The organism is Pseudoalteromonas sp. BSi20652 (assembly GCF_000239855.1).
Taxonomy (GTDB): Bacteria; Pseudomonadota; Gammaproteobacteria; order Enterobacterales; family Alteromonadaceae; genus Pseudoalteromonas.
Genome location: NZ_BADT01000046.1, coordinates 1 through 17,808 on the forward strand (window position 1 = coordinate 1; position 17,808 = coordinate 17,808).

General features: G+C 40.6%; 15 protein-coding genes. All 15 read right to left on the reverse strand.

Annotated features, from left to right (window positions below):
* Positions 1-200: 200 nt before the first annotated feature.
* From P20652_RS17530 to P20652_RS13810, 15 genes are read right to left on the reverse strand one after another with little or no spacing between them, the layout of a single operon-like run.
* A complete protein-coding gene (locus P20652_RS17530; protein ID WP_008166612.1) occupies positions 201-833 on the reverse strand; it encodes a hypothetical protein in 633 nt (210 codons plus the stop codon).
* A gap of 22 nt (positions 834-855) precedes the next feature.
* Positions 856-1,251 carry a hypothetical protein gene (locus P20652_RS13875; RefSeq protein ID WP_008166613.1) on the reverse strand — a complete coding sequence of 132 codons (396 nt, stop codon included), beginning with the start codon at positions 1,249-1,251 and terminating at the stop codon, positions 856-858.
* Between the two features lie 8 nt (positions 1,252-1,259).
* Complete coding sequence (locus P20652_RS13870) at positions 1,260-4,241, reverse strand: MFS transporter (protein WP_008166614.1); 2,982 nt, start codon at positions 4,239-4,241, stop codon at positions 1,260-1,262.
* A complete protein-coding gene (locus tag P20652_RS13865; protein ID WP_008166615.1) occupies positions 4,211-4,543 on the reverse strand; it encodes a hypothetical protein in 333 nt (110 codons plus the stop codon). Before P20652_RS13865 ends, P20652_RS13870 begins: the two co-directional genes overlap by 31 nt.
* Before the next feature lies 1 nt (position 4,544).
* Positions 4,545-5,618 (reverse strand): DUF4150 domain-containing protein, encoded by a 1,074-nt coding sequence (locus tag P20652_RS13860; protein ID WP_008166617.1) that lies wholly within the window; start codon positions 5,616-5,618, stop codon positions 4,545-4,547.
* Entirely contained in the window at positions 5,618-6,514 is an 897-nt protein-coding gene (locus P20652_RS13855; RefSeq protein ID WP_008166619.1) for a hypothetical protein, read from the reverse strand. Before P20652_RS13855 ends, P20652_RS13860 begins: the two co-directional genes overlap by 1 nt.
* Positions 6,504-7,535 (reverse strand): DUF2169 domain-containing protein, encoded by a 1,032-nt coding sequence (locus P20652_RS13850; RefSeq protein ID WP_008166620.1) that lies wholly within the window; start codon positions 7,533-7,535, stop codon positions 6,504-6,506. The genes P20652_RS13855 and P20652_RS13850 overlap by 11 nt, the downstream gene beginning before the upstream one ends.
* Positions 7,525-8,679, reverse strand: a complete 1,155-nt coding sequence (locus P20652_RS13845) for a hypothetical protein (RefSeq protein WP_008166622.1) — start codon at positions 8,677-8,679, stop codon at positions 7,525-7,527. The genes P20652_RS13850 and P20652_RS13845 overlap by 11 nt, the downstream gene beginning before the upstream one ends.
* 4 nt (positions 8,680-8,683) lie before the next feature.
* Positions 8,684-9,100: a hypothetical protein gene (locus P20652_RS13840; RefSeq protein WP_008166624.1), complete on the reverse strand. Its 417-nt coding sequence runs from the start codon at positions 9,098-9,100 to the stop codon at positions 8,684-8,686.
* Positions 9,101-9,117: 17 nt separating this feature from the next.
* A complete protein-coding gene (locus P20652_RS13835; RefSeq protein ID WP_008166626.1) occupies positions 9,118-11,139 on the reverse strand; it encodes a type VI secretion system Vgr family protein in 2,022 nt (673 codons plus the stop codon).
* A 25-nt stretch (positions 11,140-11,164) separates the two neighbouring features.
* Positions 11,165-13,897 carry a type VI secretion system ATPase TssH gene (tssH, locus tag P20652_RS13830; RefSeq protein ID WP_008166628.1) on the reverse strand — a complete coding sequence of 911 codons (2,733 nt, stop codon included), beginning with the start codon at positions 13,895-13,897 and terminating at the stop codon, positions 11,165-11,167.
* A gap of 18 nt (positions 13,898-13,915) precedes the next feature.
* On the reverse strand, positions 13,916-14,896 hold the full coding sequence (tssG, locus tag P20652_RS13825) for a type VI secretion system baseplate subunit TssG (protein WP_008166630.1): 981 nt from the start codon (positions 14,894-14,896) through the stop codon (positions 13,916-13,918).
* Positions 14,893-16,611 carry a type VI secretion system baseplate subunit TssF gene (gene tssF / locus P20652_RS13820; RefSeq protein WP_008166631.1) on the reverse strand — a complete coding sequence of 573 codons (1,719 nt, stop codon included), beginning with the start codon at positions 16,609-16,611 and terminating at the stop codon, positions 14,893-14,895. Before tssF ends, tssG begins: the two co-directional genes overlap by 4 nt.
* A 22-nt stretch (positions 16,612-16,633) precedes the next feature.
* Positions 16,634-17,041: a type VI secretion system baseplate subunit TssE gene (gene tssE / locus P20652_RS13815; protein WP_008166633.1), complete on the reverse strand. Its 408-nt coding sequence runs from the start codon at positions 17,039-17,041 to the stop codon at positions 16,634-16,636.
* A 56-nt stretch (positions 17,042-17,097) separates the two neighbouring features.
* Entirely contained in the window at positions 17,098-17,583 is a 486-nt protein-coding gene (locus P20652_RS13810) for an Hcp family type VI secretion system effector (RefSeq protein ID WP_006792575.1), read from the reverse strand.
* Between the last annotated feature and the right edge of the window lie 225 nt (positions 17,584-17,808).

The window sequence follows — 17,808 nt, forward strand, 5'->3', positions numbered from 1 at the left end:
CTAACAGGCATAAGCCACTAAATTTTGTTTGCAAGTCGAGTGTATTACCTTGCTCGAAAAATTGGTTAAAGACTGTTTTCCTAGGTAAAGCTCCACCCAAATATTTAAAAATACTCATATTATTCCTATCTTAGTAAACCTAGGCGGCATATACCGCCTAGGCTTGAATTCCTTTTCTGATTGTTAAAGAGCAGTAACTTTTAAACACCCGCAATAATTTGCATTGCAAGGGTTTTCATCAGGCGTTTCCAATATGGGGTGTTGTCTGGTTGGTTTAGGCTTTCATCTATTGGCCACTTTTCCCATGGTTTGGTGATTTCTTTGTTTGCCCAGCGTTTTGGGTTGGTGATGGCGCCATCAAAGTTAAAGCGGTAAATATCATCATCAAGTGCTTCTTCTATTTGCTTCATCTGCTTGTAGCTCATTAAACGCCAGTACGTTTCAGGGCGGTTATTTTGTTTATCAAACTCGTGTGTTATTGGGTCAAAGTGACGAAATGGCTCTATTTCAGGTGAATCAACGAGTGGTTTGGTTAAATCCATAAAGCGCACAACGCGCTCCCATGTGTATTTGCAGTAGTTTGGGTTTTGTGGGTTGTCTTTTACGCGTATTTCACTAAATGCACCACGGTGGTTTTCATAATCTTTATGGGCAATATACATCGCATGGGTGACACCATGACCTTGTGAGTGGTTGGCTTTAGAATAAAACGCTTCTATATCCTCAAACGGAAATGTCGAATGGCCGTGCTCATTTTTATCTGCGTTGTTTACTGACCACGAAAAGCTCACTGTTTGGTTTTGGCGGTCAAAATATACCTCGCGTTTAGGCAAGATAAAACGCGCTAATATAGGGCTAAAGTTTAAAAAAATAAATTAAAACCCAAAGAGAGACATACAAAAAAACAGGAAAAGCCGCAACCTCTGGGTAATAAAATGATTCATATACCCATACCAACAGAGATATAATAGAAAAAAAACTTAATACTGGCCCCAGAAATATTGGCCCTAATACCACCCCTAGCGACCAATCATTCCCTTTTTGAAAGCCTAAGTAGCGTCCCTCGTTATCAATACTATTTGAATCTTTAAGCCTTCTTTCTTCATCTTTTAAAACTAAAAATTTAACTATTTGAAATCCCATTAAACCATTGAATTTATTAAACCTTTTTTTTGAAAAATAATTTTTAAAATTTTGCGAATTTTCTATCACTCTTGCATTTAGTTTTGCAAATTTATATGAAATTGACATTCTGTTCCTTACAGTTTTAAAATTTCTGTTTGCCAATCAATAGCATTTTCTGGTTGTGCTTGCTCATCGTCTATTTTTTTATAAGCTAACAGTTTTTGTGGGTACGATACATTTTCTACCTCTACACGCGCTTTGGCATTTATATGCCATACAATACTTTTATCAAACTCCCCAAACGTATTCGCTTTTATTATTTGCCCTTTAGCATCACGCTCGTACTCAAGTGGTTGTAACACGGCGATGTCTTTAACTCCAAATGCGGTTTGAGAGCGAACAGGCCGCCCTGTTTTTGGAACGTAAATAGGGTTTGTTTCTACGTTGAGTGACTGACCACCTCGTGAGTAACGTTTTATTGTTACATTTAAGTAAACTTGGCTTTTTTGTTCAATATACAGGGGTAACCCGACTTCAATTACATATTGATCCCAACTCCAAGCCATTTTTTTAATTGTAAGCTTAGGGCTAAAGAGTACAGAAGTGATAAATCGCATGTAAAGTTTGGGGTTTGTAAACGTTGTATAGTCGTTTTGTGTTGGCAGGCTTATTTTTTTAGTTTGCTCATCAAAATTTATTTTTGTCGATTTATCAATTGAAAATATGCCGTATTTTGCCCATATTTCGGCATCAGTGATTGTTAAGTAACTCGCGACGAGCCCGGCTAAAATACTGCCAATTAAAAACGCCCAACCAAATGGCCCCATTGAAACAAATACAGCACCATGTATGGCACTGGCAATACCTAAGCCGCCACCAATTAAACTGGTAAGTGCTGCACCATGCTGCCCTTTTTTATTTAAATCGTATGCATCCCAGATTAATAAACTAGAGGTAAGAGCACCTGCCAAGCCAGCCGCAAACCTAAGTTTTGTAAATAAGACTGTCCCTTCTTTATAACGCATAAAGTCTTCAATTTTTTCTGCTACATCAGTATACATCGCTTTTGACATAGCTGTGCGGTTATTAAAGTATGCCTCGTATACTTGGGCCGATGAGATAATAACCGATGAAATGGACGCTATATTTTTACCTATTTCATAAGCTCTTCCTTTTCCTTCAAAATTCTTTTTATATTCTTTATAAGTATTAATAGTGCTGATTGAATCGAGTAAAAAGAAGGTCCCGGGGTTTGATTTTATCCAGTTATCCATTAATTTAGCTGTTGATGGTAACCGCATTGCCGTGCTTTTTATGGGATTTAAATTGTTGTAATGCGCTGCCAACATTGAATTTGTTACATGCTCGGTAGGCAGCGTTAAAACGTCAAGCGTGAGTGTTGATAAGTCTTTAGCAAAGTTTTTTGTATCCAGCCCCTTTTGTATAAAAGCAGCAGCGTGTTTAGAGGCTTGCACCCCGATTGTTTTACCTGTTTTACTGTCCGTGATGGTCACTGTGCCATGAGCGCCTTTATCGCCCGTGACTTCACGCGGTACATTCCCCGAAATAATACTAATATCTTTAGCGCTTGGCTTTTTATTGTTATCTATCGCGTTAATTACTCTATCTAGTGCTTTACTTGCACGCCTGAGTTTAGGCTCTTTGAATAGCGTGCTTTCGACTATATCAACACCAATAATTGTGTGCCCTTCTGGTACACCATTAAAATTATGAATTTTAATATTGCCATAAGGTTCAACGCCAGATGCCTTTAAGCTTGCGCCAATAACTTTTATTTGAAGTGTCGATACATTAGGGTTAGCAGCTGGGTCAAATGCGCGTTTCCAATATTTAATTAATTCGGTGAGTACTTTATCAGACGTTTTGAAAGCATGAGCAATCAGGGTTTCTGTATTACCAAGGCTGTGACCTGCTTGCGCAATATTTGTAAAATACGTTTGCCATTTTTCTGGATCAAAGGTGCCGGGCTCTTGTGATATATCATCAACGATACTTGCATATTGCGCGTTATTAAAATCTTGCCCATAAGCACTTTCTTTAGCGCTTAATTGTGTTCTAACAAAACTTTGTGGGTCATTACATAAGTTTTTGGCAAGTGTTTGCCCGTCTTTTTCTGCTTCAGCTATGCGCTTTTTGAGTTCATTTTTTTTAGCACTATCTGTAATAGGTTTTATAAAAATAGGTAATTCAGCAGTACGTTCATTTGTTGCATTTAAATACTCATACAGTGTTTTTAAAGCAGCACCATAAGCATTTTGGCCCAGACAAGTTAAGTCACGCGATACAGCACTCCAGCTTGGTAACGTTGAAATATTATTATTGCTACATACTGTTTGTAGTGACTCTGTATCAAATTTATCTTGAAAAAAGCCTACAAGCTGTTTTCTACTATCTAAGTATGTTTCTAGGGCACTCAATCCGATTTTTGAAGTGAGCCACTTTTCGATCTCTTTTGCGTCAAGGTGTTTTGCTACATCGCGCAAAGAGCTAGCCTCTAAACTTCTGTCTTCGTGGATATCTTGATTTCCAACCGCTGGCCCTGCAAATTTAGATATTTTTTTATGAAGTTTTTCATTTAAATACAGCTGATATGCAAGTAGTGCTGAATCGTAAAATGGCTTAGATTTTAACTTTTCATATTCAACTTGCATCACAACTTTAGCCATTTCCATTTGCATAAATAAACGATGTGCAATACCTAGCTTATCATGAAGGTATAAGGTTCCGTCAGCTGCTAAAAGAGCCGGCATGCCTTGCGTAAAATCAAGCAATGTGAACCTGTGTGACCTGTAAGTAGTGGCTTTAGTTGTATCTTCACACCTTTGCAAAAGTGGTTTAAGTGTTAAGCGTTTATCACTTTCAAACATTCCACCTAAAGTACAAATGTAGTCCCAAGACCATTGCACTCTCGAAAATGCGACCTCTACTTTTGTTTTACTTAGATTGTCACCGTTATATAAGCTTTTAGCTGCGCTTGGAATAATAATATTACTAACATTAGCGCCTGAATATTTACGCGTGTCTAAACTGTGTTCTTTTGCTAAATCAATCTCACTGTATCCGCTTAAGCCCAGTGCTGCATACTCGCGCCACAAAAACCATCAACAAATATATATAAATATCCACATGCTGTATTCTCAGCAAAGTTATCAGGTTGTTCTATAAATGTAGGCTCAGTTGCTTTGTTTTTATCAAGTGATGGTTCTGTAAATACGCGTGGTTTAATTGTCAGCTGTTTAGGAATTTGATCAGTTGGTTTAGGATTATTTTTTGTTTGAGTTTCTGCCTTACCAAACGGCACCATAAGCCCTTTTCCGCATTGCGTTGGAACAATTAGGTCAAGTGAACATGGAGAATCAACACTAGGTAGTTTTTCAACATAATTAATAGTTGTCATTTTATGCCTCACCTAATACTTTATTTATGCTGTATCCGCCCTGTGACAATTTAAAAGTGCCCTGTCCCAAAAACAAATCATTATTTTGCGCTTCAAGACTATAAACTGCCTCTGCTGGGTCTTCACCTTCTGCGCCTAAATCCCTCACTTGCACACTTAACCCCCTAGGTGATGCGCCACCTGATTGCGCTAGCGGCATAGGCGGGGTGTTTTTAGCGTTTGATATCATTAAATCGCCTTGGCGCACTGCGGATTTTCCTTCAATCAGCACATTAAATGAGCCTAATATAAACTCTGCTTTTCCATCGTTTGTACCGCTTATTATGCCTTTTTTGTTACCCGGCTTGTCGCCTTTACTCTTTGAAAAGTTACTCTTGATGTTAGCCGCGCCATTTCCATTTATTTTGACTGACCCCGCCACACTTGCTACATCGCTTGCTGCGGCCATATTTGGATAAGGGATTGGGATGACACTTGGGCCTACTGTGGTTAAACATACATCTATAGTGCTTAGCTTGCCGCCACTACTTTGGTGCACTGCAGTGCGGCCATTTATGAGTACATTTTGCCCTGATACTGTGGCCACTTGCGCAGCTTGCGCTTGCGAATCTTTAATTAATTGCGCCTGAGTGCCTGCTTCCCAGCCTAGGTGGCTTGATACTAAATCTAAAAATGCTTGAGCATTGGTAATGGGTTTATTAACGTCCATATTGGTTTGCGACTCATTCCACGGCAATATGGGCTCGTTTTTTTGGCTATCCCATTGCGGGGGTGGAATTATGTAGTCGGGTATGAAGGTATTAACCATTTCACCGAGTGTTTTTTCGCGGTATTTGGGGCGGCCAATTTCGGCTAAAAATGCGGCGTCGCCGCTTGCTCGGTCTTCAAATATGGCTATGCCATTTGCTTTTCCTAACGCGCCATTACTTCGGGCGCTGTTATTTAACCCTAATAAAGTGGGGTTGTTGTGTCGCCATGTTACAGAGCCACCGCTTCGTACATCGGCTGTGAGCGCGTCAATATCGTATTGCACAGTGCCTGTTTGTTTACCTGCAATTGCATTAATGTAGGGCATTAAGTTTCACTCCTTGAAATTTTTATTAATTGATCACTGGATGAATTAAATAATAAAAAAACATGCTGTAACCCTTTATTTAGTGGGTTATTTAAATAGCTATTTGCGAGGGCAAGCCCTGCGGGGGCGTTTGCAACCCCTTGATAGCCAATAGTATTATTTAAGTTGGCAAGCTCTATTAGTTCGTCTTCTGGGCTATAGAGTGTTTGTGTATTGGCAAACCATTTTTTTTGCCATGCTAACGAGTCTTTACCTGCAAATAGGTAAGTGTTACTAACGCAAGCCTGTGCTTGGTTGAGCTGCTCGTTTAATTCCCCACTATAAAATTGTGCGCTAAGGCCGCCTTGTAAATGAGTCAGTAACGCGTATCCGCCTTCACCATTTATAATACCCGGCGGGCCGTTTAATACTTGCACCGCGTTATTTTTGGCCTGGTTACTTACATATTGGTAGCTTACGCATGAGTCGAGTGCAATTATAAGCGTATCGGGCGCTATGCTTTTTAAATCAAGCGTTGTAGTTTGGTTAAAATCGGGCACTTGCTGCAAAATGACTTCAGACAGTAACTCAGCCAGTGTATCGTTATCGATAACGGGGTTACCTAGTTCGTCTTGAGGGAGTACAAACACAATTTGGCTAATGCGCGACGTTTGCCTAAGCGTGGGTATATCAATATGTTCGAGTAGTTGGCTTAGTAAAAGTAGGCATTTAGTTTGCCTGTCTAACTGAGCTAGTTCATCTATTTCGACCATTATGTAAGGGGCATCTAAGCTTATGTCGCACCGTATAAGCGCTTTGCTTGGTTTAGAAAACAGCATTTGATTTGCAACGGCTGTATACAAACTGCTGGCAGCGAATCCCGTTGCATTTATGTGGCAAAGTACATCAAACGTCATTGTTGCTTTCCTTTTTAGCCACAATTACTTGGCTATTTTCTGCAACATTTATTGCATCAATATGCCCTCGCCATAGTAAAGAAAACTGCTGTGAGTCTGAGTCAATAACCAGTGTGTCGCAGTGCATGGCCAATGTATGCCTATTGAGTGTATTCACAATTTGTACTATGGGCTCTTCAAAGGGAAGGTTTACTCGCTGGTGCTGCCCATATTCTTGCAGTGGATACAAACCCGATAGTGTAAACGCCCAGCCTTGTGTAAATTTTTTATTTACCCGCTGATCTATCGGTGCGGTGTTATTAAAAAATTCGTTAAGCTGAGTTTTAAACGGGTAGTTACCCGCCATTAGTGCTTTTTGATCTATTTCTGGCATGAGCTCTATGCGCGGTGACCAGTGCGATGGAATGGCCGAAAAACTGGCAACCGGTGTTGTATGGCTTGGCTTACGTAAAAGCGCTGTTGCATATTCAATACACGGTAATGGCTGCCCTACCGCGTGTTTATTTTTTAGTTTATAACCACAGCCTAATGGGTTTTCTAGTAAGTAATCGGTGTCGTCATTGAGGTTTTTGCCACCAAATGCATGGCTGTAATCAACAGGCGTTGGTTTAATTATGAGTGGGTCGGTGGCCACTGGCCCTAACAATGAGCGTTTCCAAAAACGCGTACCTGTAATACGTAAACGTTTATTAAACAGAGGATTTGTGTGCTCATAAAGGGCAAGTTCCACCTCTATTACGCGGGCTTGTTTTGCTTTTGGCGGATAGGCTGTAAAGTTGCCATACACTTCAAAACCCGTTTTAAATGCAACCTGTTCGTTTACTTCACTGAGTGATGAGTTAGCGGGCTCGTTGTAATAATCATCTGCTACTATTATTTCGTCACCCGGGTTGTTTGCGGTGACATTACCTTGCTCGTCAAATTCAAAGTTTTGTTTAACAAGCACTACTTTAGCCTGCGTGCGGTCACGCAACCAGCCATCAAAAAAACTAGCCTGCCAAGGAGAGAAGTTATTTAGCATTTGTTGCCTCCTTTACAATTTGCTGCCATTGATTAGCACTGAGTAACACATGATATAAAGCGCACGCTTGTTGGCGCTCATAATGTGTAGCTAAAACGCGTTGTACTACTGTTCCACCCAGGCCTTTTAACTGCTGAGCGGCATTGCTGCTTGTAAAGCTTATGCCGTTGAGTAACTGCTCTCCTGGGGTGAGCGCAAAAGCTTGCCTTGCGTGTTCTGCATCGTCTAGGTTTAAGCCACTATGAGGGGTTGAACCCGTATTTACAGCTGACATTTTATCTGCTTTTGCAAGCTCACGATTGGTAATGGTTAGCCATGCAGCGTAGGCTGGCTTTTGGGTTACCCCTTGCGCCATTAAATTAATAAAAAGAGGCAGTGCCCGCTTATAAACAAAGTGGCTTAATACATATTCACATTGGTCTGGGTTGGCTTTACAAAATAAAAAACACGGTTCGTCCCAGCGGGGATCGTTAGTAAAGCCTGCTAATGCAAGTAGCTTAGCTTTGTGTGAGTCATCACTCGTTTTTGCAAATACTTTAAATAACATGTCTGATACATGGTCGGCTTTAGTGCAATACGCATTAACTAAAGCCGCATAAGCAATGTTAAAATTGGGGTGCAGCATGGCGCTGTTTTGCTCTGCCTCCCCCAACGACTGGGAAAAAAGTAAGGTAGTTATGCTTTCATCTAGGGCTTCTTTTTCACTTATAAGGCTATTACGCAGTGCTTTGTTTTCACTTATTTGCCAGTAGCTTATTAAATACTTTAATAAGGTGTAGTAACCCAAGTTTTCTGTCGACTTTAACTCGTCAAACGTTTCGTCGCTATTGCGCGTGTGTTCATAATTAAGCGTTTGTAAAAGTAGGGTGTATATATCGCTGTGTTCTGCATTATTAAGCGCAAGCTTAATAAATTCATCAAGCGTTAGTGTGCTAACCTCAGAAAGGTTTTTGCCCAAAAAGTAATCTGTTGGCGCTTCACTTTTTAAGTCACTTAAAGTGTATAAGTGGTTAAGTAATTGGCTTTCAATCACGTTTAAACGCGCAAGCGAATACACCCCTTGCTGTTGCAATTTTTGTTTATGTTTTAGTAATGTGGTTAAACGTTGCTTGTGCTGTTTAACTTTGGTGACCTGTGCAAACATAGCGTTAGTTAAGCCTAATTGGCCAACCAGCCAAGGTTAGGTCTTGCTCGCTGTTTGCCGTTATATCTTGCCCTTCGAGCACAATAGTACCGTCAGCAAATATTTCTATAAGGCCCTTGGCCGTTTGCAGCGTTATGCTTTGCTGCGCTTCAATTGTGATATGCCCTTGGCTGTTTTTTATTAATGCAGCAGGAGCTTGATCTTCGCTTGCTAATACCGCCGTTACTACAAACCCTTGTGAAGTATGGGTGAGTAGTACGGTGTCGTTAATTTTACACGGTGTTATGTGTGCAGCCTGCGCGATAATTTCATGGGCTACATTGTTAATCAAAACGGCTTTAACTTTTCCTAAACGGTCAACACGGCTCACTAACGCGAGTATTTGCTGATCATTAAAAATACTTTTAACTTGTGCACTCATTAAATTACTCCTTTAACTTAGTTATTACTAATTGCACTGCCTTTAATAGCTATATTAGTGGCGCTCAGCGTTATATTAGTGGCATCAATCGTTAAGTTGCCCGCTGCATCTATTTCAATACTTGCTCCGCCTTGGCTTAATTGAATAGAGCCCTGACCATTGGCTTTTATAGTAATGTTATTGCCACTATTAAGCTCTAAATCTCCCTGTGGCGCTTGAAGTTCAAGGTTTCCGTCAACAGAGTAAACACTTACATCTTGTTGGGCTTGCACTTTAAGCTCTTGTGCTGCTTTTAATTCTAAATTGCCATCGGTTGCTTCAATGCGCGTATTAGCCGTCGACTTTAAGCTTAAGTCGGCTGCTGAGGTGACGGTAATATCACCTTCACGCGTTTGAATTTGCAGGTTGTTTTCAACACGCGTAGTAAAGTTATTTGCCACGGTAAAATTAGCATCATTTTCAGCTACAAATTGCAGGTTTTCTTTAGCCGAAATTTTTACGTCACCATCAACCGATTTAAGCGTTGCTTGGTGTGCGCCGTTTGTTGCATCAAGCAGTAACTGGTTTTTGTTGTTTTTATTGGCAAGGCTTATTTTTTCTTCGCCTTTTTTGTCGTCCATTACAAAACTGTGACCTGCTTTGGTCACCAGTTTGTTTTCTGTTGGGTTTTGGCTTGTTACTGGGTTAGGCGCATTTTGATTATAAAGTGCCCCCAAAATAATGGGTCTGTCTAAATCGCCATTTTCGCCACAAACGAGCACTTCTGTGCCTTGTGTTAACGGAAAATGCATACCATGACCACTGCCACCATACGGTTGCATTAGACGTGTTGAGCGGCTCTCTTGACCTTCACCATCTTGGTTAAAAGGCAGCTTTACAACGTAATTACCTTTGTCATCTATTTCTTGCTCAATTAATGCGTTAAAGGTTGCAAATACTCGTCTAGCGGGAATTAATGGGGCTTTGTACACTTGGTCAACGCTAATTAAGTACGCTTGGTTTTTATACGTCAAACCTTTAACGTTAGAGCCATATTCAACGGCTGCATTTTGGCTGCCTTTATGCTCTACACGTGTTACTAAGTATTGCCCGTCGTGCTCTGGGTGGTCATAAATATTTAAGCGCATGCCAGGGCGTAAAGCTCTGCAATCGGTATCAACTATTATTTGCTCTCGTTGGCAATCAAACGCCTGCTGCCTAATAGTTGCAAGGGTTTGCCCATCTCCCGATTGTGCATAGTTGTCGCCGTAATGGCTGTCTTCACCAAACCCGGTTACCGATGCACTATTATTTTGCGATACTTGCAAGTTTCCAGGCGCTTGGTAGTTGTAGTCGTTTAAGTGTGTACTTTGCACAAACAATTGCGCTTGCCTGCTTATTGCAAATATTGATTCGCTTGTTCTAACTTGTCCCGAAGGCGGAATGTAGCTTAAATTAACCTCATCAAACTTTTGTGCAATCTCTTTGGAGTCATTACATATATGCAGCGTACACTCACCACCAGTTTGCTCAATAAAGCTATATACAAAGCCATATTTACGCATTAACCGGGTTACAAACTCGTAATCTGTTTCGTTGTATTGAACGGTCATATCAAGCGAACTAGAGCTTGCTTGAACACTTAATTTTTGAGTAGGAAACCCTGCTTTTTTAAACACACTGCTAATTATTTTTCCTGCATCCATGGCAGTAAATACTCGGTTAGAGTGCTGATGTTTAAGGAGCGTTAAATGGGAATTCATGACCAAGGTATAATGATACCCCTGATGACTTTGACCATGTGCTATAAACCCGCTAATTAACCCTGATATAGTGCGGTCAGTCATCGACCACACCATAGAAAGCGAAACGTCTTTTCCTATTAACATGTCTGACGTTAAATGCTCTGGGCTCAATACTTGGATTTTAAATTCATAGTCTTCACATAAACGATCGTTTTTAGACTCAAAGTCGGTTACATACACCATGCCATCGGGCATGCCTTGTATTGCAACACTAAAATGACTTGAGCTGGCTTTTAATTCGTTAAATACGTCCATGAATCCCATTTTTTTGTCCTTTTATTTACGCATTATCGGCAAATGTTGCCGTAATTTCGTCTTGCTCATCAACAGCTAACGTTAAAATATCTGGCATGTCTTCTTCTGCCATAAATTCTAAAATTGATTTGGCTATCCCTGGCAGTATTTGTTGTTCAATGACCGCATTTACCATACGTGCGCCACTGTCAGAGAGCGTGCACTGGGTGGTTAGCTTTTCAAGCACACTGGCATCTACGCGTAACTGCATTTTATGGTTTTCGTGTAATCGATTAGCTATTGCTTCGAGTTTTAAGCTAACAATTGACTGTAATGCGTCAGAGTCGAGTGCTAAATAAGGAATAACCTGCATTCGGGCTAATAAAGCCGGTGCAAAAAAAGCAAGTAACTGAGGTTTTATTAAATCGGTAAGCGCGCCAATAGCAGGCACTGACCAAGGTGTTCCGTCTTCGTTAATGGGCGCTTGCGCTGGGTTAAGGGCTTCGTTAATTGCCGCTTCGTGTTCGGATTGTTGCGACTCTTCGTCGTCTTCTTTTGGACTTAAGTCTATTACCGTTGGTGGTGTGCAGGCGTCAATTAGCTCAGCAGAGCCTAAGTTAGATGTCATGATAATAACGGTGTTTTTAAAGTCGATTTCACGCCCTTCACCATCACGCATGCTGCCACGCTCAAACACTTGATAAAACATATTCATCACGTCTTTATGCGCTTTTTCTACTTCATCGAGCAAAATAACAGAGTACGGGCGCTGTCTTACGGCTTCGGTTAACACGCCGCCTTCGCCGTAACCTACATACCCGGGCGGTGAACCTTTAAGTTGCGATACAGTATGCGACTCTTGGTATTCACTCATGTTTATTGTGGTTAAAAATTTATCGCCACCAAATAGCTGTTTTGCTAAACAACGCGCTGTTTCTGTTTTACCCACACCTGATGGACCAGCCAATAAAAATACGCCCAGCGGACCTTCATCGTTACTTACACCCGCTTTACTCACTCTGAGCGTTTGCGCAATTTTTGCAATCCCCGCCTGCTGGCCTATTACTTCTTGGCCAATGGTGGCTTCTAAATTAATTAAATTACTAATTTGATCTTTTACCATTGCCCCTACTGGCACACCGGTCCACTGTGAAATAATTTGCGCAACGGCATCGGCATCTACTTCACTAAATAAGCCATTGTCTTGCGTATTTTGCTCTTTAAGTGACTGGCGAAGCATTAATAACGACTCGCTATCAAGGTCTTTGTCGCTTGCTTGTTTAATTTCATTAATTTGGTTTAAGGTCGATATTTGCGATTCGCGCGAATGTGTTAACTGAGCTAATTTACTTTGGGCATTAACCAACTCTTCTACTAAGTGCGTTAGCTTATCTTGATCAACCGCTAAACCTTGGCCTAACTCTACATTTAAGCTATTTATTCTGGTTTCTAAATAATTTATGTGTTCACGCTCTGCTTCTATTGCTGCAGGATCTGTTGCAAACGACATACGCACACGCGCCGCGGCGGTATCAAGTACATCAATGGCTTTGTCTGGTAAATAACGCCCTGTTATGTAACGCGAAGATAAAACAACAGCGGCTTCAATAGCGTCATCGGTTATTTGAATATTATGATGCTGCTGGTATTTGTCTTTTAAGCCAGCAAGCATAAGCTGAGCCGCTTGCTCTGTAGGCTCATCAACTTTAATAAGCTGAAAACGACGCTCTAATGCGGCATCACGTTCAAAGTATTTTTTATACTCGCTCCACGTTGTAGCGGCTACGGTTCTCAGTTCGCCACGGGCAAGCGCCGGTTTTAGTAAGTTTGCTGCGTCACTCATACCCGCATCGCCACCAGCGCCAATTAGTGTGTGTGCTTCATCAATAAACATAATGATTGGCGTTGTAGAGTTTTTTACTTCATCAATTACGGCTTTTAAGCGTCGTTCAAATTCGCCTTTTACACCTGCGCCTGCTTGTAGTAACCCCATATCAAGCACTAAAAGGCGAACACCCTTTAGGTCTTGTGGTACTTGGCCATCAACAATACGTTGTGCAAACCCTTCTACAACCGCTGTTTTACCAACACCTGGATCACCTACCAAAATAGGGTTGTTTTTTCTGCGACGGCATAACACATCGACCATCATTCTAATTTCGTCATTACGGCCAAGTACAGGATCTATTTTTCCTTGTTCTGCTTTAGCCGTTAAATCTTCGCAATATTCATCCAGTGCTGCACTGTCGTTTGAACTTTCTGATTTATTGGCTGATTGTGATTTAGCCGCAGAGTTTAAACGCTCTGACGATTGCTGACATATTTTATCTAGGTTTTCAGCTAAAAAGCGCGAGTCAATTTTATCGAGGAGTGCGGGTAACTGAAGCACTGGGCTGTATGGTAACAACTCAGTTAAAGAGTCAACTAAGGCTGCACCTGTTATAAAATCGCTCTTATGCTGAACATTTGCACTTAGCCATGCGCGCTCTAGCCATTCGTATAAACGACGCGAAAATGTAGGCTTACTTTGGTTACCCGCAGGCTGCCTATTTAAAAAGTCTAGTAACTCATGCCAAACAGCATCTTGGTTAACATTAAAAAAATGAAAAATGTGCTCAAGATCACCATTACTGCCTTCTTCCATTAATTTAATAAGCAAATGCTCTGGAAGTACTTCAAAGTGACTACGGCTACTGGCAAAACCTGCAGCAGATTCAAGTGCTGTAGCAGTATGGCCATTTAGCTTATCTATAAGTTGTTTTATGCCTTTAGCATCCATTTTTTTATCCTTAATTCCTTAGTGTTTATACTGTTGATGGCTGTAGCTATGAGTTGTTGTATTTGCAGCTGCAGCCCCTAAATATGAATTATGTCCTAGTACTAACGATTGCTGACCAATGAACTGCTCTGAAACAGCGTCATTTGCTACTTTAATTTGGCATACCCACTCAACATTGCTGGGTAAGTGTGCGCTAAGTAAGGCAGCCATTTTTATTCCATCTTCACTTCTTGGCGACAGGCTCATGGCTACATCGCTACTGACGGGTCCTATATCAATCGTTAAAACGCTGCCGCTTACCAATACTTGGGTCCCTAATACAGCAGAGTTACCTAATATCATTTGGTTTTCTTCGCCTATTGAGCTGGGGGTATCTACGCGTTGCCAATTGGCTCTTGTATCGTCAACTTTTAAAGTGTCTATATTTAAACTGTGCTTAAGCAATTGCGCTAAACCCGCTGCACTTGTTTGCTTTAAGCTTGCAATTCCACATTGAATTTTTTGATCTGTTTTACCTAATAAAATAGATTTAACTAAATCATCAAATTGATTAGCGCCCCTGCCTGCTATATTGATTTGAGACTTTTTCCAGGCCTGAAAAAGCTGGCAATACAAAACATGATTAAAAATATCTAAAAACTGGCGGACTCGGTCACCGCTTTGCTCATCACTTGCCGCTTGCTCTAAAACGTAATGAGGCATAGGCGCATCTACACCGTACAAGCCCAAAAATGACGTAGATAAGCTGAGTTTTCCTCTACCCTCGTTTTCTAATACGCATTCACGAACATCGGTTGCTGGAAACCCCAGCTCTTTAAAAGGTTTAAAAACAACTCTGTTGCTAATCCCTCGCTCTAACTCTTGAGGTGCGGCCCAATGCTTTTCAATCAGGCTCATGGCTTTAAATAAATTAAAACGCCAAGGCGCTGCAATTAAGCTCTCAATCGCGGGGGGTAATTTAGACCAAACGGGGTGTACGTAATTACTTGGCGAATTCATAACTGATAACTCTTACCCGGCTCTATATCCCAACACCACGACTTATAACTTGGAATTGCATTAACTCGCGTTTGTACGCTTTCGTTAATAGGCGCGTACATCAAAAAGAATTCATGTAGTACATTACAAAAATGATATAAGTCAGCGTCTCCAACAAATTTGCTTTCATCAATATCAATTAATACATCAACCCCTTTTATAAAAATGCCACGTTTAATTTGGCTGATAGGCGTTGCTGATATTTTTAAAATACTTTCAATCCTTAGTCGGTTTTCGGCCTTATTTGACCAATCAAATAATACAAGTAACCTTTTAAGTTCAGTTACCTGTGTAATTTGAGAAAATTTTACGTTTAATAGGCTAATAAGCTGCCAGTGCTTTGGCTGACTTGGACATGCTAAGTAGTTTGTTGGGCGAATAACATTTTTCACCTCAACAATATTAGGCATATCTTTACCCCCTTCATTTAAATCGCCCTCTTGCAGTAATTGGCGCGGCCAACCTGCATTAAACGCTGTTAAATCAATCGATAGCGTTTCTTTTTCGTCGTTTAAATTAAAAGGTAGTTGTAAGTAATGTGTAGGGGCAGCCGCGCCTACGTCTGTAGTTAGTACAGTAAATAGCTTTTTTTCGTCTTCAAATACACTTTCGTAGCGTGGTGTGTAATTGTATGTTTCACCTGTAACAGAATTACGACCTGCTACATCGTCAACGGTATAACTAAAAACATGATCGGCTCTAGCTTGGTCTGCGCTGATCATATAGTCTGTGCGATTAGGCTCTATTTTTATTGGCTCAGCCGCTTGGCAAAACAAATTAATAGCGGGTACGCAATTGATTAAAATATTCTCTTTACTTAACTGATGACCCGGCGGTAATTTATTATCCCCCCTAAACACGATTTCAAAACGGTCAATATGCTCAGGAAACTCCTCATCTTTTAAGCCTTCAAAATTTAAAAAATAAAAACGATCTTTGGCATTAAAATAATCAAGTAATAAAGCATACCCTGGGTGGCTTTTAGCCGCGCTGGGAAGTAATGCGCCATCAATATCTAAATAACTTGCGTTACACCCTTTTACTTTAAGCTTTTTATTAAATTCAAAGTGGTTAGCACCAAAGTCGAGTTCGGCCTGCTTATTAGGCGTTTTTAGCAATTGAAATAGTGCGCTACATAATGGTGTATCACCGCGTAGATAAAAATTAAGTGTAGATAAATCAAAATTACTACGCTCGCCTTGGCATACAAATTTAAGCCCGATTCTAAGTTCGGCACCTAAATGCGACTCTTGATACTGCACATGCTCAACATCTAAAGGCACAACATCTAGGCTATGCGTAGTGGTAAATATAATTTTTTTACCGTCAGATTTAGCCGTTGACGGATTTAACTGAAGCCCTTTATCTATAGTCTGTGTTTTTTGCATAGCTAATTTAGGATTAAATTGCACCACAGTACTTGACGGAAAATAACTGAGTAAAATTGGGCAAAGCTGACGCAAAACTTGCTCTGACACCTCTGGCACAGATTCATCTAAGCGCTTTTGAGTATGAGCCGTTAAATAGGCAACCCCCTCTAACAAGCGCTCAATATGCGGATCTCTGTCTTTTAATGCATCAATATTAAGCATACCTGCGTGCTCAGGATAAAACTGGGCAAACTGCTTTCCAGCCTGAGTAAGTAAGCGCATTTGTGCATCAAAATATTGCTGCATTCATCAATCCTTTTGAACTACATTAATTATTGTTTTTTGCGTGTTGTATAACATCTGCTTTGCCGCCCGACTCAAACCGCGTATTTAACTTAATACTTTGCCCATTTGTTAAAAATGCTTGAATATCAAGCCTAATTACGCAGTTATCTTCTTTAATTTCGACCGGTGTTACATTTGCATAACGAACGCGAGGTTCGTATTTTTCTATCAATTTTTTAACTTCAAACGCTAATGTGTGCTGCGAATACGGAAGCCCTTCGTAAATGTCTTCTACATCGGGTAAACCGTAGTCGGTTAAATGTTTTAAAACGCCTCTGCGGGCATTTAATAGCTCATTTAAATGCTTACATACACTGGCTTTTTCATCAGTTTCAAACCCCTGATGACCATTTCGTATAACCGGTTGAGTTAAAAAATCGAATAACGCCATAGTTAAATCTCAATAAAAGGATATGCTTGCGCATATCCTTTAAAATTACTGACTAATTAACGACCTTCAGTCCAAGAGTCAGAGAACTCGATGTTGCCATCTAAGTAAGTCCAAGTAATGCGCTTGTAACGTAGACAAACTGTTTCAAGGTGCGGGTAACGCTCCTTGTCTAAGTCTTTAACGTTGTGCATTGTTGGTGAGATTGAAGTGATTTTTACGTCTTCCAACTTGTGGCAGAAATATTCACGCTCAGTCCCTGTGTCATCAATACGGTACCATTTAAGCTCAAGTTGCTTAAGTGTTTGACCATTTGAACACGCTTTGTACAAGTACGGTGTAGATGCATCAACCGCTTTTGTAATAACAAAAGGTTCATGCTTACGAGTACCTGTAAGTTCACCAGTATCATTATCCGTAGGGATACGAAGTTCATGATCAAAGTGTAGGATCTCAATTGAACCTTCACGCTCTGCAACTGTTACAGAACCTTTGATGTCATTACCTTGGTCATCCTTTAACCACATGTACGCTGGAATTGCCATTTCATTATTCTCCTTTTAGAATGAAGTGTTTCCTGTTAGTTGGCATTGGCATAAACATTATGTTTATGCCCCCCAAAAAGCCCTCTGCTTCATGCCACTGGGGAATATGTCCCAAGTTGGGTGCAACCAACTTGGGGCAATCTTTTCAATCTACATTTTTACACCAACCAGCTACTCACCAAATTGACGTATTTACACTATAAAGCCTGCGTTAAATGCGTTTCA